General features: G+C 46.4%; 15 protein-coding genes, 2 rRNA genes and 1 riboswitch. Of the genes, 12 read left to right on the forward strand and 5 right to left on the reverse strand.

Features of this window, described 5'->3' with window-relative positions; translation table 11 throughout:
• Positions 1-292 precede the first annotated feature (292 nt).
• The 5 genes from ACT89M_RS04430 (at position 293) to ACT89M_RS04450 (ending at position 5,741) form a co-directional block, all read left to right on the forward strand.
• Positions 293-3,221, forward strand: a 23S ribosomal RNA gene (locus tag ACT89M_RS04430).
• Positions 3,222-3,359: 138 nt separating this feature from the next.
• Positions 3,360-3,476, forward strand: a 5S ribosomal RNA gene (rrf, locus tag ACT89M_RS04435).
• Positions 3,477-3,711: 235 nt separating this feature from the next.
• Positions 3,712-4,335, forward strand: a complete 624-nt coding sequence (locus tag ACT89M_RS04440) for a deoxynucleoside kinase (RefSeq protein ID WP_090917349.1) — start codon at positions 3,712-3,714, stop codon at positions 4,333-4,335.
• The gene (locus ACT89M_RS04445) at positions 4,332-4,988 is read left to right on the forward strand and encodes a deoxynucleoside kinase (RefSeq protein WP_090917351.1); all 657 of its coding nucleotides are present in this window, start codon (positions 4,332-4,334) and stop codon (positions 4,986-4,988) included. The genes ACT89M_RS04440 and ACT89M_RS04445 overlap by 4 nt, the downstream gene beginning before the upstream one ends.
• Positions 4,989-5,258: 270 nt before the next feature.
• Positions 5,259-5,741 (forward strand): hypothetical protein, encoded by a 483-nt coding sequence (locus tag ACT89M_RS04450; RefSeq protein WP_154891117.1) that lies wholly within the window; start codon positions 5,259-5,261, stop codon positions 5,739-5,741.
• Between the two features lie 130 nt (positions 5,742-5,871).
• On the opposite strand, the gene ACT89M_RS04455 is transcribed toward ACT89M_RS04450, so the two are convergent.
• Positions 5,872-6,615: a MerR family transcriptional regulator gene (locus ACT89M_RS04455; RefSeq protein ID WP_090917357.1), complete on the reverse strand. Its 744-nt coding sequence runs from the start codon at positions 6,613-6,615 to the stop codon at positions 5,872-5,874.
• 263 nt (positions 6,616-6,878) lie between these two features.
• Here ACT89M_RS04455 and ACT89M_RS04460 point away from each other — a divergent pair, with 263 nt between their 5' ends.
• Complete coding sequence (locus tag ACT89M_RS04460) at positions 6,879-8,066, forward strand: MFS transporter (protein ID WP_154891244.1); 1,188 nt, start codon at positions 6,879-6,881, stop codon at positions 8,064-8,066.
• Between the two features lie 33 nt (positions 8,067-8,099).
• On the opposite strand, the gene ACT89M_RS04465 is transcribed toward ACT89M_RS04460, so the two are convergent.
• The 4 genes from ACT89M_RS04465 to thiM form a co-directional block, all read right to left on the reverse strand.
• Entirely contained in the window at positions 8,100-8,555 is a 456-nt protein-coding gene (locus ACT89M_RS04465) for an Lrp/AsnC family transcriptional regulator (RefSeq protein ID WP_487345002.1), read from the reverse strand.
• Between the two features lie 371 nt (positions 8,556-8,926).
• Positions 8,927-9,592 carry a thiamine phosphate synthase gene (thiE, locus tag ACT89M_RS04470; RefSeq protein WP_253497143.1) on the reverse strand — a complete coding sequence of 222 codons (666 nt, stop codon included), beginning with the start codon at positions 9,590-9,592 and terminating at the stop codon, positions 8,927-8,929.
• On the reverse strand, positions 9,592-10,404 hold the full coding sequence (thiD, locus tag ACT89M_RS04475) for a bifunctional hydroxymethylpyrimidine kinase/phosphomethylpyrimidine kinase (protein ID WP_253497140.1): 813 nt from the start codon (positions 10,402-10,404) through the stop codon (positions 9,592-9,594). The genes thiE and thiD overlap by 1 nt, the downstream gene beginning before the upstream one ends.
• Positions 10,404-11,213 (reverse strand): hydroxyethylthiazole kinase, encoded by an 810-nt coding sequence (gene thiM, locus ACT89M_RS04480; RefSeq protein WP_253497137.1) that lies wholly within the window; start codon positions 11,211-11,213, stop codon positions 10,404-10,406. Before thiM ends, thiD begins: the two co-directional genes overlap by 1 nt.
• A 156-nt stretch (positions 11,214-11,369) precedes the next feature.
• A riboswitch (TPP riboswitch) is annotated at positions 11,370-11,472 on the reverse strand.
• A 229-nt stretch (positions 11,473-11,701) separates the two neighbouring features.
• Here thiM and ACT89M_RS04485 point away from each other — a divergent pair.
• The 6 genes from ACT89M_RS04485 to ACT89M_RS04510 all read left to right on the forward strand — a co-directional run bounded on the left by ACT89M_RS04485 (position 11,702) and on the right by ACT89M_RS04510 (position 20,790).
• Positions 11,702-12,583 carry a radical SAM/SPASM domain-containing protein gene (locus ACT89M_RS04485; RefSeq protein ID WP_090917367.1) on the forward strand — a complete coding sequence of 294 codons (882 nt, stop codon included), beginning with the start codon at positions 11,702-11,704 and terminating at the stop codon, positions 12,581-12,583.
• Positions 12,584-12,832: 249 nt separating this feature from the next.
• The gene (locus tag ACT89M_RS04490; protein ID WP_308722273.1) at positions 12,833-15,670 is read left to right on the forward strand and encodes an S-layer homology domain-containing protein; all 2,838 of its coding nucleotides are present in this window, start codon (positions 12,833-12,835) and stop codon (positions 15,668-15,670) included.
• Between the two features lie 333 nt (positions 15,671-16,003).
• Complete coding sequence (locus tag ACT89M_RS04495) at positions 16,004-16,672, forward strand: pectate lyase (RefSeq protein WP_154960199.1); 669 nt, start codon at positions 16,004-16,006, stop codon at positions 16,670-16,672.
• Between the two features lie 319 nt (positions 16,673-16,991).
• Entirely contained in the window at positions 16,992-18,473 is a 1,482-nt protein-coding gene (locus ACT89M_RS04500; protein WP_308722274.1) for a sensor histidine kinase, read from the forward strand.
• Complete coding sequence (locus ACT89M_RS04505) at positions 18,466-19,158, forward strand: response regulator transcription factor (RefSeq protein ID WP_090917376.1); 693 nt, start codon at positions 18,466-18,468, stop codon at positions 19,156-19,158. Before ACT89M_RS04500 ends, ACT89M_RS04505 begins: the two co-directional genes overlap by 8 nt.
• Positions 19,159-19,278: 120 nt before the next feature.
• Complete coding sequence (locus tag ACT89M_RS04510; protein ID WP_308722275.1) at positions 19,279-20,790, forward strand: S-layer homology domain-containing protein; 1,512 nt, start codon at positions 19,279-19,281, stop codon at positions 20,788-20,790.
• Positions 20,791-20,798 lie beyond the last annotated feature (8 nt).

Raw genomic sequence — 20,798 nt, forward strand, 5'->3', positions numbered from 1 at the left:
CTGCAAACCACTCACTCGTTGCTCAGTTTTGAGAGCTCAAACTCTCAAAACTTCTCGTTTGTTCGACCGACACATCCGTGAACGGCCCGAACCAAACGATTTGTTCTTTGAAAACTAGATATCGAAACGAAACAAACGCGAATTAGAACATTCCTTTTTAGCTGAACTTGTGTATAACAAGTTTCAATAAAAACGGTAGATAATGCAGTTGCGATGGTATCGGGTGGGAGCGACTTTTGGCTTTGGACGTAGTCCAAAACAAGGGAAGCGAGCAGACGAAACCGGAGCATATGGTTAAGCTACTAAGAGCACACGGAGGATGCCTAGGCGCTAGGAGCCGATGAAGGACGTGGCGAACAACGAAACTGCCTCGGGGAGCTGTAAGCAAGCTTTGATCCGGGGATGTCCGAATGGGGAAACCCAGCTGGGGTAATATCCAGTTACTCTTGTCTGAATACATAGGGCAAGTAGAGGCATACCAGGGGAACTGAAACATCTAAGTACCCTGAGGAAGAGAAAACAATAGTGATTCCGTCAGTAGCGGCGAGCGAACGCGGAGAAGCCCAAACCAAAGAGCTTGCTCTTTGGGGTTGTGGGACGTCTCACATGGAGTTACAAAGGAACCGGTTAAGCGAAGAGGTCTGGAAAGGCCCGCCAAAGAAGGTAAAAGCCCTGTAATTGAAAGTCTGTTCCCTCCGAGACGGATCCCGAGTAGTGCGGGGCACGTGAAACCCCGTATGAATCCGGCAGGACCATCTGCCAAGGCTAAATACTTCCTAGCGACCGATAGTGAAGCAGTACCGTGAGGGAAAGGTGAAAAGCACCCCGGAAGGGGAGTGAAATAGAACCTGAAACCGTGTGCTTACAAAAAGTCAGAGCCCGTTTTAGGGGTGATGGCGTGCCTTTTGTAGAATGAACCGGCGAGTTACGTTCCCGTGCAAGGTTAAGGTGAAGAGCCGGAGCCGCAGCGAAAGCGAGTCTGAATAGGGCGACTATAGTACGTGGACGTAGACCCGAAACCGGGTGATCTACCCCTGTCCAGGGTGAAGGTGCGGTAACACGCACTGGAGGCCCGAACCCACGCATGTTGAAAAATGCGGGGATGAGGTGGGGGTAGCGGAGAAATTCCAATCGAACTCGGAGATAGCTGGTTCTCCCCGAAATAGCTTTAGGGCTAGCCTCGGAAAACAGAGTCGTGGAGGTAGAGCACTGATTGGGTGCGGGGCCCGCAAGGGTTACCAAGCTCAGTCAAACTCCGAATGCCATAGACTTACTTCCGGGAGTCAGACAGTGAGTGCTAAGATCCATTGTCAAAAGGGAAACAGCCCAGACCATCAGCTAAGGTCCCCAAGTGTGTGTTAAGTGGGAAAGGATGTGGAGTTGCACAGACAACCAGGATGTTGGCTTAGAAGCAGCCACCATTGAAAGAGTGCGTAATAGCTCACTGGTCGAGTGACTCTGCGCCGAAAATGTAACGGGGCTAAACACACCACCGAAGCTATGGCTTGATGCTTTGCATCAGGGGTAGGGGAGCGTTGTATAAGGGTTGAAGGTGTACCGTAAGGAGCGCTGGACATTATACAAGTGAGAATGCCGGTATGAGTAACGAAAAGATCAGTGAGAATCTGATCCGCCGAAAGCCTAAGGGTTCCTGAGGAAGGCTCGTCCGCTCAGGGTAAGTCGGGACCTAAGGCGAGGCCGAAAGGCGTAGTCGAAGGACAACAGGTCGAAATTCCTGTACCACCGTAAATCGTTACGAGCGATGGGGGGACGCAGTAGGGTAGTGACGCAGACTGATGGATGTCTGTCCAAGCAGTAAGGCTGGTTAGTAGGCAAATCCGCTAACCGTAAGGCTGAGCTGTGATGGGGAGTGAAAATTACAGTAGCGAAGGTCATGATCTCACACTGCCAAGAAAAGCCTCTAGCCAGATGAAGGTGCCCGTACCGCAAACCGACACAGGTAGGCGAGAAGAGAATTCTAAGGCGCGCGGAAGAACTCTCGTTAAGGAACTCGGCAAAATGACCCCGTAACTTCGGGAGAAGGGGTGCCCCGGTAGTGTGAATAGCACGAGGGGGCCGCAGTGAAAAGGCCCAAGCGACTGTTTAGCAAAAACACAGGTCTGTGCGAAGCCGTAAGGCGAAGTATACGGGCTGACGCCTGCCCGGTGCTGGAAGGTTAAGGGGAGTGGTTAGGGAGTAATCCCGAAGCTGTGAACCGAAGCCCCAGTAAACGGCGGCCGTAACTATAACGGTCCTAAGGTAGCGAAATTCCTTGTCAGGTAAATTCTGACCCGCACGAATGGCGTAACGACTTGGGCGCTGTCTCAACGAGAGATCCGGTGAAATTTTAATACCTGTGAAGATGCAGGTTACCCGCGACAAGACGGAAAGACCCCATGGAGCTTTACTGCAGCTTGATATTGAATTTGGGTACGATCTGTACAGGATAGGTGGGAGCCTTTGAAGCGTGAGCGCCAGCTTGCGTGGAGGCACCGTTGGGATACCACCCTGATCGTATCTAGGTTCTAACCTGGTACCGTAAACCGGTGCGGGGACAGTGTCAGGTGGGCAGTTTGACTGGGGCGGTCGCCTCCTAAAGAGTAACGGAGGCGCCCAAAGGTTCCCTCAGAATGGTTGGAAATCATTCGAAGAGTGCAAAGGCATAAGGGAGCTTGACTGCGAGACCTACAAGTCGAGCAGGGACGAAAGTCGGGCTTAGTGATCCGGTGGTACCGCATGGAAGGGCCATCGCTCAACGGATAAAAGCTACCCTGGGGATAACAGGCTTATCTCCCCCAAGAGTCCACATCGACGGGGAGGTTTGGCACCTCGATGTCGGCTCATCGCATCCTGGGGCTGAAGTAGGTCCCAAGGGTTGGGCTGTTCGCCCATTAAAGCGGTACGCGAGCTGGGTTCAGAACGTCGTGAGACAGTTCGGTCCCTATCTGTCGTGGGCGTAGGAAATTTGAGAGGAGCTGTCCTTAGTACGAGAGGACCGGGATGGACGTACCGCTGGTGTACCAGTTGTTCCGCCAGGAGCACCGCTGGGTAGCTATGTACGGACGGGATAAGCGCTGAAAGCATCTAAGCGTGAAGCCCCCCTCAAGATGAGATTTCCCAGTATGTAAGACCCCTTGAAGACGACGAGGTAGATAGGCTGGGGGTGGAAGTGCAGCAATGCATGGAGCTGACCAGTACTAATCGGTCGAGGGCTTATCCAATAGCAAGTTTTGATCGCGTGCGTTTCGTTTCGAATCTGGTTTTCAGAGAACAACACTCTGAATATGCGCTGAACCATTCATCCACACTGCTGTGATGGACCGAATGGAACGCGAATGCATTTGTTTCACAAATGCTCGTTTGGTGGCGATGGCGGAGGGGTTCCACACGTACCCATCCCGAACACGACCGTTAAGCCCTCTAGCGCCGATGGTACTTGGACCGCAGGGTCCTGGGAGAGTAGGACGCCGCCAAGCAAAGCGAAGACACACTTGATGAAAATCAGGTGTGTTTTTTTGTGTGAACGATTAAACCTAAGCTAAGTGAAAAAACAGTTTCAGTTATGATACGATATAAGTTTGATGAAACACCCTTATTTTGACTTGTTTTATACATAAAATACTGTCTTTCCATTGTGCCAAGCTGTGATACAATAGGTGAGGTCTATATAGAAACGGAACACGCATAATTACGAGGAGGAACCGTAACACCATGAAATCAGCCCCGTTTATAGCTGTTGAAGGTCCGATTGGAGCGGGGAAAACAACGTTAGCTACGATGCTTTCCCAAGAATTGAATCTCCCATTGGTTAAAGAAATTGTCGAGGAGAATCCATTTTTGGCCTCCTTTTATCAAGATATCGACGAGTGGAGCTTCCAACTCGAAATGTTTTTTCTGTGTAACCGATTTAAGCAACTAGAAGATACCGGAGCACAATTTATTAAACAGAACAGCCCAGTCGTTTCGGATTATCATATTTATAAAAATTTGATATTCGCTGAACGTACCTTAAAAGGAACGAAGCGGGATAAATACCGCCAAATCTATCATCTGTTAACGGATGACCTGCCCAAACCCAATCTGGTGCTCTACATTGAAGCTGAGCTGGATACATTGATGTACCGGATTAATAAGCGCGGGCGTTCCTTTGAGCAGGATATGGACCCTGCGTATATGGAGCAGTTAATTGCCGACTACAAAACAGGGATGGAGTATTTGGCCAATGGAACGAATCCGCCAGTCATTCTCAAGATTGATGCAGAGCAACTTGACTTTGTGGAACATCCTGAGGACTTCAGACAGATTGTTAATCAAGTAAAGGAGCTTATCATATGAATAACTATGGCATTCCAGCGAATGCATTAATTACAGTAGCAGGAACGGTAGGGGTGGGGAAGTCCACACTGACGGCGGCACTTGCAGATCGATTGAATTTCAAAACATCGCTTGAGCAGGTTGATCATAATCCGTATTTGGAAAAGTTTTACCATGACTTTGAACGCTGGAGTTTTCATCTGCAGATTTATTTCCTCGCTGAACGTTTTAAAGAACAGAAAAAGATTTTTGAATTGGGCGGTGGTTTTGTACAGGATCGCTCCATCTATGAGGATACGGGCATCTTTGCACAGATGCATGCCGATCAGGGCACGATGTCTGCTACCGACTTTGAGACGTATAGTAGCTTGTTTGAAGCGATGGTCATGACGCCTTATTTTCCACACCCGGATGTTCTGATCTATCTGGAAGGCAGTTTACCATCGATTCTGAACCGGATTAACGAACGTGGTCGTGAAATGGAGATTCAGACAGACCGCTCGTATTGGGAGCACATGCATGAGCGCTATTCCGTATGGATTAACCGGTTTACAGCTTGCCCAGTACTGCGCTTGAACATTGATGAATATGATGTGCATGATTCGGCTTCAGTCGATGCTATTCTGGAGCAGATTGCAGCTGTTATTAAGCCTTCCAAAGAAGCGCAGGTATAATTTAAATATATTTACCCTATATAGGACAAGGATTAGGGGAAAATAGACATCCTCTTTTACAGTGATACAGGCTGTGGAAGGGGTGTCTTTTTTTGTTTTTTTATAAGTTAATCTAAAAAAGGGATTTAGTTGATCAAGCTTTATTGGAATATGTATGTATATAGCTATTAAAATACAGAAAAATGTTGAAATTTGAAGCTTTTTGTGGTTTTATAGGGAAGGTGAATTCTGGAAATATAGTATAAGCATGACTCAGGAGGGAAAGACATCGTGGAAGAAAAGCAAGGAGTAAAGATTGGAATGCCGATTATCGGTGGTTTGATTGCTGCCATACTGGGAGGTGTGGTGTGGGCTGCGATTGCAGCTATGACGGAGTATGAGGTTGGACTTATTGCGATACTGGTTGGCGTGCTTTGCGGGTACGCTGTCGTGTTGTTCTCAAACAAAAAAATCTCAACGGTGCACAAGATTATTGCTGTTGTTTTCGCGATGGTGGGTATCTTGCTTGGTAAATACTTGACAGTGGTTTATTTTACATCTGAATTATTTACCGATGTGAGCATGTTGACTCTGGTATTTGACGGAGAAATGATTAGTGCGTTTGCAGAAACGATCCAAGAATATTTTAGCGAGCCTACAGACTGGTTGTTCATCGTTTTGGCAATTGTATCTGCTTGGCAAATTCCAGGCCGGATGGCGAAAACAAGCATGGCATCAGAAGCATCGACCTCGGATCAAGCACCAAGAGCGTAAGCAAAACATAAAGTTCTCGGAGTGGACATCAACATCAGGATGATTCACATTGCGGCCGGGATTTCGATCGAGGGATCGGTGGAGATTATCAAAAGGACGTAACGCCTCAGGGGTTACGTCCTTTTTGATGTTATTGATTCTGATCGGCAAATACAGCCATGGCATGACACATGAATTGTGCCAGTCCCTCACCAAATTGATCGATATTCTTGGTGAAGCGTTCATCGTCTACGTACATCTGACCAAGTCCTTTGAAGGCTTCTGGGGAATAGTTCCCGATCTCATTCAGGTAAATGTACCATTGTTTAATCTCGCCCTGTACTTCGGCAGATTCGGGTGCTGTGTGGCGAATGGCTGCTAATCGTCTGAAGATATCATTCATCTGATTAGAAAGTTCTTTTTGTTTGTCAGCCGGCTGGTCATTTAATTTCTGGTTTGCCTCATTGACGGCGTTGTCACCCCAGCGCTCGCGTGCTTCCTGTTCGTACGGATTTTGACTAAAATCAAAACCCTGAAATTGTTCTTTAGGGGTCATTTCAATCTCTCCTCTTAGATGTAGTACGGTTTTATCGATGGTGGTAATCATTTGATCCAAACGCTGGCGTTTTTCCAGCAAAATGAGTTTGTGCATATGCAATGCTTCCTCCGCATCAAAGGCGGGGTCATCTAAAATGTTTTTGATTTCTTTCAGCGAGAAGCCGAGTTCTTTGAAAAATAAAATCTGCTGAAGTCGTTCCAGATTGGCATCCGAATACATTCGATATCCGGCATCAGTGACCTGATCTGGAACAAGCAGCCCGATCTCGTCATAATGATGCAGTGTGCGCACACTGATCGAAGCAAGTTCGGAGACTTCTTTTACTTTCATGGCCATGGGTGAAACCTCCTTACACCATGAATTGTACAATGTCACGTTACGTGAGAGTCAATACGTTAATTTTGTGAAAAAGGAGCATCATAGGAATTCAAAGCAAAGCTTGTGAAAAAGAAGGTTTTTCTTCGTTAACAAGCTTAAGTACCTTTAATGCTGTATGCAAAACCCCTGCTTATTTCTGTAAGCTTAATAAAGATAGCAAGTGAGTATTGGAGCTATCCAAAATACAGAATAAAGGGGCTTTCATTGTGATTTCAAACGAGATGTATTCTATTAAAGATGATACATATGTCCAAAAACAAAGTCTTCCATGGGCGGCTCTACTGGCGTTAGCTATGGCAGGATTTATCTGCATACTTACTGAAAGCCTGCCTGCTGGGCTACTCCCTCAGATTGCCATGGGTCTTGACATAACGCAGGCAAAAGCCGGACAACTTGTTACGTTGTATGCTGCAGGCTCTCTGGCAGCGGCAATTCCACTGACTGTGGCAACTCGCGGGTGGAGACGTAGACCTCTTTTGCTGCTATGTATTATAGGCTTTCTCTTATTTAACACGGTGACTGCCTTATCTTCGGTATATGTTATAACGTTGATTGCACGTTTTTGTGCAGGAGTAGCAGCGGGGGTGCTATGGGGAATGACCGCTGGATATGCACGTCGGATGGTGCCAGAGTCATTAAAAGGAAAAGCTATAGCCGTTGCTATGGCAGGTACACCTTTGGCATTAGCGCTTGGTGTTCCGATCGGTACTTTTTTTGGAACGTATGTAAGCTGGCGTTTAATCTTTGGAACGATATCTATATTGACGCTCGCGCTTATTGTATGGGTGTTCTGGAAAGTTCCAGATTATGAAGGCGAGGTCAAGCAGAATCAACTCTCACTGCATAAAATCCTGTTTCTTCCTGGAATAAGGCCTATTTTATTTGTGGTGCTTGCCTGGGTGTTAGCCCATAATATTTTGTATACTTACATTTCTCCTTTTCTGGAAAATACAGCACTGGCCCATAGAGTTGATCTGATTTTACTCCTATTTGGCGTAACTTCAGTGGTGGGTATTTGGATTATTGGACTGCTGATTGATCGCTACTTAAGGATACTGGTGCTATTAAGTGTTGCGATATTTGCTTTTGCCTCAGCGGCGATGGCAATCTGGAGCAATCAGCCGGCTGTTATCATTATAGGGGTGATTGCATGGGGATTGACCTTTGGCGGAGCGGCAACGTTACTCCAAACAGCTATTGCACATGCAGGAGGCCGCAGTGCCGATATCGCCCAATCGATGTTGGTAACGGCATGGAATCTAGGGATCGGTGCGGGAGGTATGGTTGGTGCTATCCTGCTTCATTGGAGCGGAGCTAGATTCCTGCCGGGTTCCTTGGTGATATTGTTGTTTATCGCTCTTCTCATCACGTTGTGCTCTAAAAAACACGGATTTCCTAGTTCACCTTGAAATGGTGATATCTAAAATAGAAAAGATGAATGGTTAGGATTCCTTTGAGATCAGGAACTGGGGTTCATCAATTAGGTTTTTGGATGCAATAGGCGAGGACATTGCGATAAGTGTAGTATAGATTCCGTATTTGTCACATTGATTTCCGAATGCCTCTAAGTCTGCAATAGAATCTGTCATGACTTTCAATAAATAATTGTGTTCTCCACTGACGCGATAACATTCTACAACTTCGGGCGACATACGGCAGAAATCAAGGAAAGCAGTGCATTCTCTAGTCTGAAATAGTAGATAGGATGTACTTTGTTTTCCTAATTTTTGCGGATTAATGATGGTGCGGTACCCTTCAATAACACCACTTTCCTCCAGTCGTTTTACACGTTCCGTGACGGCTGGCTGTGAAAGTCCCACCAATTTTCCTAATTCGGTCATGGACAATCTGGCTTGGTTTTCCATATGAAACAGGATGTTTCTATCGATCTGATCCATAAACTCACTTCCTTTTATTCTATAGGTGATTTTTCGGAGATGTTTTTATATTCATAGTAATTAAAAGATAATGGTTTGTAAATGTGAAGCTTTATAGTAGAAATGATTTATATATTAAATATGTTTGGATGGAAGGGAGGGGATAAGATCGATATGCGTGATGCAAGGTGGGAAGAAGGTGAGAAAGGCGAAAGGATTTAAAGGATGCAGAAGGAGGTATGGGGCGCTACAGGATGACCAGTTTGCGGAAGGATAAGGATAAAAGATGTATAGGTTGCAGAACGAGGCAAAGGAGGCGAAGAATAAAACAAGAATGCAGAGGCTGAAGACCGAGTGGCTGCAACCTTTGCATAATGGGGCAGGGAGCATGGCTATGCCTGCTCCCTGCGGGTGATCGCAGCGAGCTGTGCAGTCGCTGCGTGCACATCGGCCGCGCCCGCGATGGCGGAGATGACGGCTACGCCGTCGGCTCCAGCCGCCATCACGGCGGCCGCGGTATCGGGCGTAATGCCGCCGATACCGACCACCGGAACTGCGATGCCTGCGGCGCGCAGTTCCGCAACCCCGGCGGGGCCCAGCACAGCGTGGGCATCCGCTTTGGAGCGCGTCGGGTACATCGGCCCGACGCCAAGATAGTCTGCGCCCGCCTGCACGGCACGGCGGGCTTCAAGGGCGGAGTGGGCGGATACGCCAAGCATCCGCCCTTCTCCGATGCGGGCGCGTGCCAGCACCGCGTCCGCATCGTCCTGGCCGACGTGCACACCGTCGGCCTCCACCGCCACAGCCAGCTCCACATCATCGTTCACGATGAACGGTATCCCGTGCTGGCTGCACACCTCACGAAGCCGCAGCGCAAGTGTTATGCGGGCTTCGCCTGCCAGTGCACCAGTTCCCTTCTCGCGGAACTGGAACAGCGTGATGCCGCCAGTGATCGCCTGGCGGAGCACCTCCACCGGGTCTCGCGTCGTATTGACGCTACCCATCACCAAATACAACTGCAGCGCGCGGCGCACCGCTTCCGCATCCCATCTACGCATCAGCGTTCACCCCGCTGTCTGCGCTGGTACGCAAAGTGATTCGTTGGCCCGTGCCCGGTCCCGAATCCCAGCTCATCTTCAATGGCTGCCTGAATGAATGCTCGCGCGGTCGTAACGGCAGCCAGAATAGGGGCACCCTTCGCCAGTTCCGCCGTAATGGCAGCAGAGAACGTGCAGCCGGTTCCATGGGTATGGCGTGTCATAACACGAAGGTTCTCCAAATAATGAAAGGAATGCCCGTCATACAGGACATCGATAACCGTACCGCTTCCCGTATCATGTCCTCCTTTAATCAAGGCATATGTTGAACCCATCTGCACCAATTGCTTTGCGGCTTCCTCGCGCTCACTCAGGTTCCGAATCGAACTCCCGATAAGTAGTTCGGCTTCGGGAATGTTAGGTGTGATAACCAAAGCAAGAGGCAGCAGATCTTCCACAAGTGCTTGCACAGCCTCCTGCTGGAGCAGAGGTGCACCTCCTTTGGCAACCATCACGGGATCAATAACCAGATTTGACCAGTCGTATTGCTGACATTTTGCCGCAACAAGACGAATAATCTCGGCACTATACAGCATACCTGTCTTGATGGCACGCGGCTGAAAGTCGACTCCCGTTGAATCAAGTTGCTGGGCAATGCCGTCGTAATCAATCGGAAACACGCCTTGAACCCCTGTAGTGTTCTGAGCGGCGATTGCAGTAATGACCGTCATGCCGTATACACCAAGTTCTTGAAAGGTTTTGAGATCTGCCTGAATTCCTGCACCGCCGCCGTTATCAGACCCGGCAATCGTTAACGCTTGAGCAATATTCATCACACACCTCCACGAATCTGACGGATTTGTGCATGCTCGGAGAACAGCGAAGGTGTAATCTGCGCCAGTTGATTTAACAATTCAATCTGGAAGCTGCCTGGCCCCTGATGAGCCGTTCGTGCTGCAGCCTGTTCAGCGGCTACACCGTAGGTTGAGACAGCTTCCACCACACTGTTCAGCATGTCGCGCCCCGGCTCGGCAATCGCTGCAAAAGCACCAATGACTGAGCTTAGCAGACAGCCTGCCCCGGTAACTTGGGTGAGCAATGCATGTCCGTTGCTTGTGAGGAAAGTATGATATCCGTCTGTAATAATGTCGTACTGGCCCGTAATAACGACAATACAGTCAAGTTGTTGCGCGGCCTTCTCCGCAATGCTAATCCGATCACCCTCGCCAACCCCAGCGTCCACACCTTTGATATTCCATGGCACACCAATGACATGGGCCACTTCGGCGACATTGCCTCTTAATACGGTAAGACGAAGCTCACGAACCAGCATTTGTACCGTATCGGTGCGATATGTCGTGGCTCCTGCACCAACAGGATCAAGGACAACAGGCACATGATGTGCATTGGCTGATTGTCCGGCTAGACGTATCGCTTGAACGACCTTTTCATCCAATGTGCCGATGTTCAGAACCACCGCGCCAGCCATTCGAGCGACGTCAGCGACTTCTTCATGAGCATAGGCCATAAACGGAGAGGCTCCGAGGGCAAGCAGACCATTTGCGGTAAAAGGGGCAACCACAAGGTTGGTAATATTATGAACCAAAGGATTGAGTGAACGTACACGTTCAAGATAAGACATCCAAATGACCTCCTTATTTTCAAATGATGGATATGGTTATGAGCGAGACGACTTGCTGAAATACAAAAAAGCCCCGTCCATTTCCGGAGAAATGAACGGAGCTATACGTTTGAACTGAAGTTGATCCCCATCTAGGATAGAGATCCCCTACTGCCAATAAAAGCCGCTCCACTTCCCTCCGCTGGTATAATCCAGATCAGGTTCAAAGGGTCCGAATCGTCGTATTCGTCTCAGCCGCAAGGCTCCCCCAGTGCAAATGTACAAGATATGCAGTTATGTACTCAGCATATATCCATCTTGACTTAATGTAAATAGGGCGAGGATTTAAGCCTTGAAATGGGGATGAAAAATACACTGGACTTTGTTACTGATCCGCTATTCTGATTTACCTTAGCTCGTGAACCCGATATAATGGGGATTGGCTCATATGGCCGTACTACGAATGAGGGCAGGACCGTTGTTCCTCCCGGCAGAATGGGGACCCTGAGTTGAAAACGTTCAAGAAAGTATATATTGAAATTACGAGCATCTGTAATCTGGCATGCAGCTTTTGTCCACAAACGAAGCGAGCCAAAGGATTCATCGACCCTGAAGTCTTTAATAATATATTGGATCAGATCAAACCACACACAAAACATATTTACCTGCACGTCAAAGGGGAACCGCTGCTTCATCCCAAAATTGACCTGTTGCTGGATATGGCTCATGCCAAGGGATTTAAAGTGAACATTACGACCAACGGTACGCTACTGCCAAAGACACAGCATAAATTATTGGGCAAACCTGCACTGAGACAGATGAATTTCTCGCTGCACAGCTTTGACGGTCATGAAGGTTCTACGGATCGTGACGGATACTTGCATAACATCTTGTCTTTTGTTCGTGAAGCGGTGAAACATAACGTCATTGTCTCGTTCCGACTATGGAATCTGACTCAGGATAACTTCACCAATGCTCAGATGAATCGCAATCGGGAGACGCTTGAGGTGCTGGAAAAGGAATTCAATCTGGACTTCCGTATTGAAGAAAAGGTGGTTGCGGGTAGTGGCGTGAAAATTGCACCCAACGTATACCTGAATCAGGACCATGAATTCCAATGGCCAAGCCTCGATGCACCTGAAGATGACGGCAAAGGTTTTTGTCATGCATTACGCAGTCAGGCAGCTGTGCTGGTTGATGGAACCGTGGTTCCATGCTGTTTGGACGGAGAAGGTGTCATCAACCTTGGAAACATCCATGAAAAGTCTTTTTCCGATATTGTGGACGGAGAGCGTGCGAACAATCTGGTATACGGTTTTTCCAAAAGGGAAGCTGTAGAAGAACTTTGCCGCAAGTGCGGATACCGGCAGCGCTTTGGAGCAGGAGCCTAAAATCATACGACAGATAACTCAAGTGTGTTATTCGGTAATATTCCGAGTAGCACATTTTTTTATTTATTATTAGGAAAGAATAGGCACCATTTGATTCATGATTTCAACTATTATGTAAAATGATAGTCTATTAATCTTGTTTTTATAAATATACATGGTATTATTATCCTACTGATTATAAAAGGGGGAGTAGTTCAAAAGTTACATTTTTGTGTTAATAACGGACGTTTAAGAGGAGTGTGTCGAGTTTTGAATTTAAAATGGAAAAAGTTTAATCGAAAGTTGTCAGCAGTACTCTCTACATCATTGATTGCCTCTATGTTTTCTATGCAATTGCTAGCCTCGGCGGAAGTGACCTCATCATCTGTAACGTCGTTTAAGGATGTTGAACAATCGTATGCCAAAACAGAAATTACGAAGTTAATTGAAAAAGGCATTTTATCTGGATTTGCGGATGGAACATTTAAACCCTCAGATTCAGTAACACGTGCTCAATTGGCAAAGATTATGGTGGGTGCGCTTCAATTAAAGCCTGACTCTACTGTAGCTAGTTCCTTTAAAGATGTGGAGCAATCCAAATGGTATGCTGGCTATGTATCTGCACTCGTTCAATCTGGTATTGCCCAAGGAACCTCTAAGGATACGTTTTCTCCAGATAAAAAAGTTACGAGAGAGGAACTGGCTGTATTCTTCGTAAGAGCATTCGGCTGGGAAACAAAGAACGCACCAGCTCAAACAACGAAGCCACAGCTCGCTGATTTGGATAAAGTATCAGACTGGGCGAAGGATTCTGTGTCACTCGCATATCAATCCGGATTTATTAAAGGTATTGTTCAGAAAGACGGAACAACAACGTTTAATCCAACGGGTGTAGCGGATCGACAAGCATTGGCAAGACTTGCTTATGAGTTTGTGATGAATAAGTCTACATATGATAATACTATGATTCCTGCGAAGACAGACGAAGATACAAACAACTCTAACCCCACAAAACCAGAAACAACGAAGCCTTCTGAAAACAGCAATAAAGGTAACAGTAGCAACAATAGCTCTACCGGGGATAATGGAAACAATAACAACACTGGTGGAAATAATGGAGGAGGTCAACAAACTTCCAGCAAAAACCTTACTTCGCCAGGCACATACACTTTGGGTAACGTAACCGGTAATGTCACGATTGGTTCTCAAGGTGTAATTCTGAAAGACACTAAGATCAATGGTAACCTTCAAGTTCTTGAATCTGTAGCTAATGGTGATGTTACACTTGATCATGTTACTGTTACAGGAACAACTAGCATTAAAGGTGGAGGACCCAACAGTATCCATGCACTGAACTCTGTTCTTGCAACTGTAATTGTGGATAAAGCAGATGGAAGTGTTCGTTTGGTTCTGGAAGGTGCGAGTGATGTACAACAGATTGAGATCAAGTCTGGAGCCATCGTAAAGAATGATTCCACAGGTGATGTTGGTCCGATTGAATTGACAGACTCTATTCCACATAATGCTGCGGTAGTGTTGAACGGAACGTTTGACTCTATTATGGTTCATGCAGAGCAGATTTCAGTAGAGTTTGGAGACAACTCCAGCATCGGAAATCTCGAGGTGTTCCAACAAGCGCTGAATACGGTTTTCAAAATCAATCAAGGTGCAACCGTAAATCGTGCGATACTGGATGCTATTGTGCAATTCTCTGGAGCGGGTGCGTTAACTTCTGCACAAGTCAATGTAGAGGGAAGTGACTTTAGCGGGTTGCAACAGCATCCAAGAATTGAAGCAGATCCTACAGTGACTAGTTTGGTATACTTACCTGAAATTGGTGATCTTTCAGCTGTAAATGCAACGAAACAAATTGTACTTACAGGTGTAGCTGGCTCAGCGAACAAAGATGTTACCTCTCTTGCAAACTGGGAAGTGGAAGATAACAGCATTGTCACTGTAAACTCTGGTAAAATTCAAGCTGTAGCTAACGGTACAACCGTTGTGAAGGCTAAATACGGAGAATATCACATTCAAGTTCCAGTGACTGTTGCAGTATATAATGAATTGACACACCCAAGACTTGAAGGGATTCAGGTTACAAATGGAAGTGCTAAACTGACATTTACCAATGGACTGGATGCATCTGGACTGACTGCTGAAGACTTTGTGGTACATGCATACTATAACGGTCAAGAGCGGGAATTGAATAATTTACAGTATCACAATGGGGAATTTACATTTAGCCCTATCGATAGTTACGGTTCCACATTATACATTACAGTTGATTCCAATACGGAAAAGACTCATTTTGCAGGAAGCCAAAGTGCTTCTGTAAAACTTACAGGATTCGGTGGACATATTAAAGATGTCGCTGGAGCACCAGTAGCCAATTTGCAGATTTCTTTTAGAAAAGGTCTTGATAACAAAACGGGTGATATTGTTGGTACAGTAACGACAGACACTTATGGTGATTATTACATTAATCTGCAACCAGGCATCTATACAGGTGAGCTTGGAGGCGGAGATACAAAGTACATTAGAACATATCTTATTGGTGTATCGGCTGTTAATGTAAAAAACCAAAATGAAAATCAAACAGCGATTGAAATTCCGGCAGCTAATGAAACACGTTTTGTATTAACCTGGGGTAAAGATCCAGCAGATCTGGATTCACATCTTATCGGCCCAGCAGGTGATGGAGGAGTGTTCCATACCTACTACGTGGATAAACGTTATTATTATGATGACGAACTGATGGTAGATCTGGATCTGGATGATACTACATCTTATGGACCAGAGACGACGACGATTCGCCAATTGCTTCCGGGAACATATACCTTCTACGTACATCATTATTCAGGCACAAGTACAATCAAGATGTCTGGTGCTAAAATTGATGTATTCCACGGAGCTGTCCCAACGCCAAGTGCAACCTACACGGTTGAAGAAGGAAGCGGAAATGAATTGTACTGGATCGTTCTGAAAATGATTGTTGCTGAAAACGGTACAGTGACTTATGAAACTGTGAATCAATTTACTAATGTTAACCCGCTTTATACGTTAACACCAGATTCTTCTTCTCAAGGAACAGATGGAGCAGAGGAATAGGATAATCTTTGGTTAGACGTAGTATATTTAGAGAACTCCCTGTTATTTTAAAAACAGGGGGTTCTTTTTAGGTTAACGATGATATCCAGACAATAAAGACGGCATATTTGAAGTTGATATCGGTACATATCAATGTAAAAACAGAATGTATATATGCGAACAATGCAGAAGGAATGCTAAAAAATGTAAATGTGATCTTAAGATTATTCCTGTAATCTCCCTTTTTTTGTAGGATTAGGACAGGTTCCGAGCAGTGATCTACTTCTGCGGTTCTGTCAGACAAGCTAGCGTGCTTGGAGACAAATTCACTTATATTAAGGGAGGATGTTCTTGATGAAAAAAATGTTAACGCTGTTGTTGTCCGCCGGTCTGGTCGCTTCCATATTTGGTGTTATGCCCGCAGCGGCTGCGCCAACGGTTGTAAACTCAACGATTGTTGTACCTAAAGGCACGACGTATGATGGACAGGGGAAAACCTTTGTGGCTAATCCATCCACCTTGGGTGACGGTTCTCAAGCAGAGAATCAGAAGCCGGTCTTCCGGCTGGAAGCAGGCGCTACACTGAAAAATGTCATCATCGGTGCGCCAGCGGCAGACGGTGTACATTGTTATGGTAACTGTAATATTTCGAATGTAGTATGGCAGGATGTGGGCGAGGACGCGTTGACATTGAAATCGTCAGGAACGGTGAACATTACAGGCGGTGCGGCATACAAGGCTTATGATAAAGTGTTCCAGATCAATGCGGCAGGCACAATTAACATTAAAAACTTCCGTGCCGATGATATCGGCAAGCTGGTGCGGCAAAATGGAGGCACAACATTCACTGTCAACATGACTCTTGATAATTCCAACATCTCGAATGTAAAAGATGCCATTATGCGTACAGATAGTAGTAGCTCCCAAGGCAAAATTACCAATACACGTTATTCCAAAGTGCCAACGCTTTTCAAAGGCTTCGCTTCAGGTAAAACGAGCCAGTCCGGTAATACGCAGTATTAAACTGTGCGGAGCTTAGTTATCCAAACTAGGTAGACTGGATCAGTGTACCAAATTTATCTGTCGAACAGTGCGGTAGGAATCACTAGTCTAACCATTGAATAATCTATCCATTAATCGTTTGAATAAGCATGTTGCTTATATAACTAAGCCATATGCACCATACAGGGTGGAGCAGAGCAAATGCTGCTTCACCCTGTTTTTTATGCTCATAGCCATACGACAACATTTAGCCAACTTGATTTGCATATGGGCAATATGAAGCTTCTTGTGATAACATGTGCACTAACTGTACCAATCGCATGGTTAAGAGGGGATATTTATGTCAATTCGCATCAAAATGTTGCTTTCGTTTACAGGCATGCTTGTTATCAGTCTCCTTTTTATATTGCTTACAGCAAGTCTCTATACGATTGCGGCAACAGGGGATTTGCAAAGTTTCCGAGATATATACAAAGTCCATTATCAGATCAATCCACTGACGGAACAGGGAGAGACGATCTTTCAAGAGATGAAGTTTACAGCGAAAAGTGATCCGGACGAGCTGCAGGACAAGGTATTGCTTCGGGAATACGATATGAAACTTCGAGCCGAGAAATCCGGGCTCTACGTGAGGCGTGAGGACAGTCCGATCTTTGAATCGCGGACATTCCACCAACCCGGATTGGGACAGGCACTGCCCGCCTATGATCTGAACAACAACCAGATTCGAAGTACGTTTAACATCGGTGAGCGCTTCTACGCGTATGCCAAGTTTGATTTTCAGTATTCAGATGGAGAACGAGGCAGTATCTTTGTTATTCGGGAGAGAAGTCCGTTTGCAGAACTGACACGCAAGCTGTTGCCTGTGATGTCTCTCCTGTTGATTGGTGTCCTGATCATCGCTAACCTGCTTCTGTTCCGCTGGATTACACGTAGTTTCATTCAACCGTTGCATCAGTTACGAAGTTCGGCCGAACAGATCAAAAACGGTAATTTGTCTTTCAAGCTTGAACCTTCCTCCAATGACGAAGTGGGACAGCTTAGTGAGGCATTTGAAAGTATGCGGAATCAGTTGCAACGATCCAATGAGTTGCGACAGCAAGATGAGATGAACCGCAGAGAGTTGGTCTCCAACATTTCGCATGATCTTCGCACGCCGATTACTAATATTAAAGGGTATATCGAGGGCATTCGGGATGGGGTAGCGAACACACCGGAGAAGATGGACACTTACGTCAACATTATTCATTCCAAAGCGGTTAGCATGGATAAACTGGTGGATGAATTGTTCTTGTACTCCAAACTAGACTTGAATCAGGAACCGTTTGTGTTCAGCCCAGTGGATCTGGTTGATTTTATGGAGGATAGCATTGAAGAACTGCGATATGATCTGGAGGACAAAGGAGTAGGACTCGAGTGGCATAACCGAACTTCGGGCTCCGTTCTGTCTGCTGTGGATCTGGATAAACTGAAACGCACGGTTGTCAACATTGTTGATAATGCACTGAAATATATGAATGATGATGATAAACGACTCCGTATTACTCTTGAAACGAATCAAGAGTGGAATACCATTACATTCCAGGATAATGGGAAAGGCATATCCGAGGAAGATCTGCCGCATATATTTGAGCGTTTCTACCGAGCCGAGCATTCACGCAACTCGTCTACGGGCGGAAGCGGTCTTGGACTGGCCATTGCCCACCAGATTGTAGCTGGACATGGTGGTTTAATCTGGGCAGAAAGCAAGCTGGGTGAAGGCACGAGCATCCATATCCAATTGAAAAGGCTCATAGATGAAAGGGGGAAAAAGCATGACTGATATTCTGATCATTGAGGATGAAACGACCATTGCCGAACTGGAACGGGACTATTTCGAACTCCATGGATTTACGGTAGAGCTGTGTCATAACGGGGATGAAGGATTGCGCCGTGCTCTGGACGAGAATTACCGACTTGTCATCGTAGATTTGATGCTTCCCGGGATGGATGGTTTCGAATTATGCAGGCTCATTCGTGAGGAGAAGGAAGTGCCCATCCTTGTCGTTTCCGCGAAAAAAGAGGAGATCGATAAAATCCGCACGTTTAATCTCGGTGTCGACGATTTTATTACGAAGCCGTTCAGCCCAAGCGAATTGGTCGCAAGAGCCAAGGCTCACCTGACCCGGTACGAGAGATTGCTCGGCAAGAGCAAACCTGCTGAACAGGATGAGATCCACATTCGCGGACTTCACATCGACAAGGGATCACGCCGTGTATTTTTGAACGGAGAAGAGGTGGGCATCACCACCAAAGAATTTGATCTGCTTGTATTTTTGGCGAGTCATCCGAACCGCGTATTCAGCAAATCCGATCTGTTCGAACGGATCTGGGGCATGGAATCGAATGGCGATATTGCAACGGTAACAGTGCATGTTCGCAAGCTGCGCGGGAAACTGGAGAGTGATCCGAAACATCCCGAATACATCGAAACGGTCTGGGGTGCGGGGTATCGTTTCACCATATAAGTTTAGAGAAAGATTCGTTGCAGTTTATATTTTGTTAATATATTTGTCCGTTGGAGTTTCTTTTTATCCCCTACGCTATAGATAGATGCAACAACTACCTACAGAGGGGAAGAACATTTCATGAATCTTACAGCTCGTAAACTAGTAGCACTATTAACGATAACCGTATTGGGAACAGCGACACTTCCATTCACAACACCTCAAGCTCAGGCAGCTGGATTCACAACTTCTATGTCCGCTACAGCGACACAGCTTACGAATCAACAGGTGCAGGCGTCCATCAAGGAACTGAACCGTCTGGGTATCATGAACGGATATAGCGATCAAACGATGGGTGAACTTCGGGCGATCACACGCGCAGAGTTAGCTTCATTGATATATAGAACATTTGATTTGCAGAGCAAGACAGGAGACAGTGCAGTAACGTTAACGGATATTCAGGCGAATGCTTGGTATGCACCGTATGCTTTGAAGGCAGTGGAGATGGGCATCATGCAGTCCGTGGATGGCGAGTTCCATCCTCAAAGTCTGGTAACGGATGAGGAGCTGGAAGAGGTTGTATCTAAAGCATTAAAACGGGATGTGAAGTCCGTACACCATTGGATGAGTGCTTTCTATGAAGAAACGGGCTCTGTAACACGGGGCGAAACGGCAGTGTTGCTGCAAAAGGCTTATCAAGCTATCCCATCGGATCAAGCTCGCATTGAGAGTATTAAACCGTTGAATAACATGACTCTTGTGATCACCTTCGACAAACCGCTTACGGCAGAAGATGAAGTGTTTGCCAAATCCCGGACAGACTTTGCATTCAGCGGGGGGCTAACCTTAACCAATATGCCACGTTTGAAAACAGGCTCTGTTGCTACATACATCGTGCCGACATCCGTTCAACAAGCTGGAGAAGCATACAGCCTTACATATAAGGGACAAGATGCTGGTTCATTCAAAGGCAGTGACGTTAAAGTAAATATGACTCAAGTGCGTCAGGTCACGAATGATACGTTTGAGATTGAAGCTTTGAAGGAAAAAGGTGTGGTGGATTACGGTTATATTATTTCGGCATACAGCGCTGGTCGCGGGGCTAATGCTTTCATTCTTAACGATCAGGAGCAGGCAGACGGCAAAACATATCAAATTATTTCGTCCATGCAGGCAAGACAAGTTACCATTACGCCAGAAAATGGCGAACCGATCATTGCCAAATATGTTCCGTTTACTCAATCGACAGATGGCAGACAAGAACCCAAATTCCGATTGCCAGAAGGCCAGATTCTGAAACCAGGGGTACCTTACACTGTAACTTCGGAATGGGCCAGTATCGAACATGCTTCCTTTACTGCGAAATCATTTGATTCATTAGTCGTTGAGAGCGCTAAAGTCGCGAGTGATAGTGCCATTGAAGTGACACTTGCCCAAGATCCGGGAGATGAACTATTCTCTGGACGGAGTGTTAGCCTTACAGCAACAGATGGGCATGTCCTGACAGCGACGTATAAATATTCAAGCCGGAAAGGTGCAACAGGTGTATTTGAACTTGCGAATGGAGAAAAGCTGATCTCCGGCACAATCTATACGCTGAACCCGGTTGACGATTGGAGTGTTGCATCATCGGTAACGTTGGTACAGCAGTAAGGAGGACC

It is taken from the genome of Paenibacillus sp. NN59 (genome assembly GCF_057597225.1).

Bases quoted from the DNA above. Each gene is read 5' to 3' on its own strand.
- ACT89M_RS04440 (WP_090917349.1), top strand. From the start codon at position 3,712: ATGAAATCAGCCCCGTTTATAGCTGTTGAAGGTCCGATTGGAGCGGGG.
- ACT89M_RS04445 (WP_090917351.1), top strand. From the start codon at position 4,332: ATGAATAACTATGGCATTCCAGCGAATGCATTAATTACAGTAGCAGGA.
- ACT89M_RS04455 (WP_090917357.1), bottom strand. From the start codon at position 6,615: ATGGCCATGAAAGTAAAAGAAGTCTCCGAACTTGCTTCGATCAGTGTG.
- ACT89M_RS04460 (WP_154891244.1), top strand. From the start codon at position 6,879: ATGTATTCTATTAAAGATGATACATATGTCCAAAAACAAAGTCTTCCA.
- ACT89M_RS04465 (WP_487345002.1), bottom strand. From the start codon at position 8,555: ATGGATCAGATCGATAGAAACATCCTGTTTCATATGGAAAACCAAGCC.
- thiE (WP_253497143.1), bottom strand. From the start codon at position 9,592: ATGCGTAGATGGGATGCGGAAGCGGTGCGCCGCGCGCTGCAGTTGTAT.
- thiD (WP_253497140.1), bottom strand. From the start codon at position 10,404: ATGAATATTGCTCAAGCGTTAACGATTGCCGGGTCTGATAACGGCGGC.
- thiM (WP_253497137.1), bottom strand. From the start codon at position 11,213: ATGTCTTATCTTGAACGTGTACGTTCACTCAATCCTTTGGTTCATAAT.
- ACT89M_RS04495 (WP_154960199.1), top strand. From the start codon at position 16,004: ATGAAAAAAATGTTAACGCTGTTGTTGTCCGCCGGTCTGGTCGCTTCC.
- ACT89M_RS04500 (WP_308722274.1), top strand. From the start codon at position 16,992: ATGTCAATTCGCATCAAAATGTTGCTTTCGTTTACAGGCATGCTTGTT.
- ACT89M_RS04505 (WP_090917376.1), top strand. From the start codon at position 18,466: ATGACTGATATTCTGATCATTGAGGATGAAACGACCATTGCCGAACTG.
- ACT89M_RS04510 (WP_308722275.1), top strand. From the start codon at position 19,279: ATGAATCTTACAGCTCGTAAACTAGTAGCACTATTAACGATAACCGTA.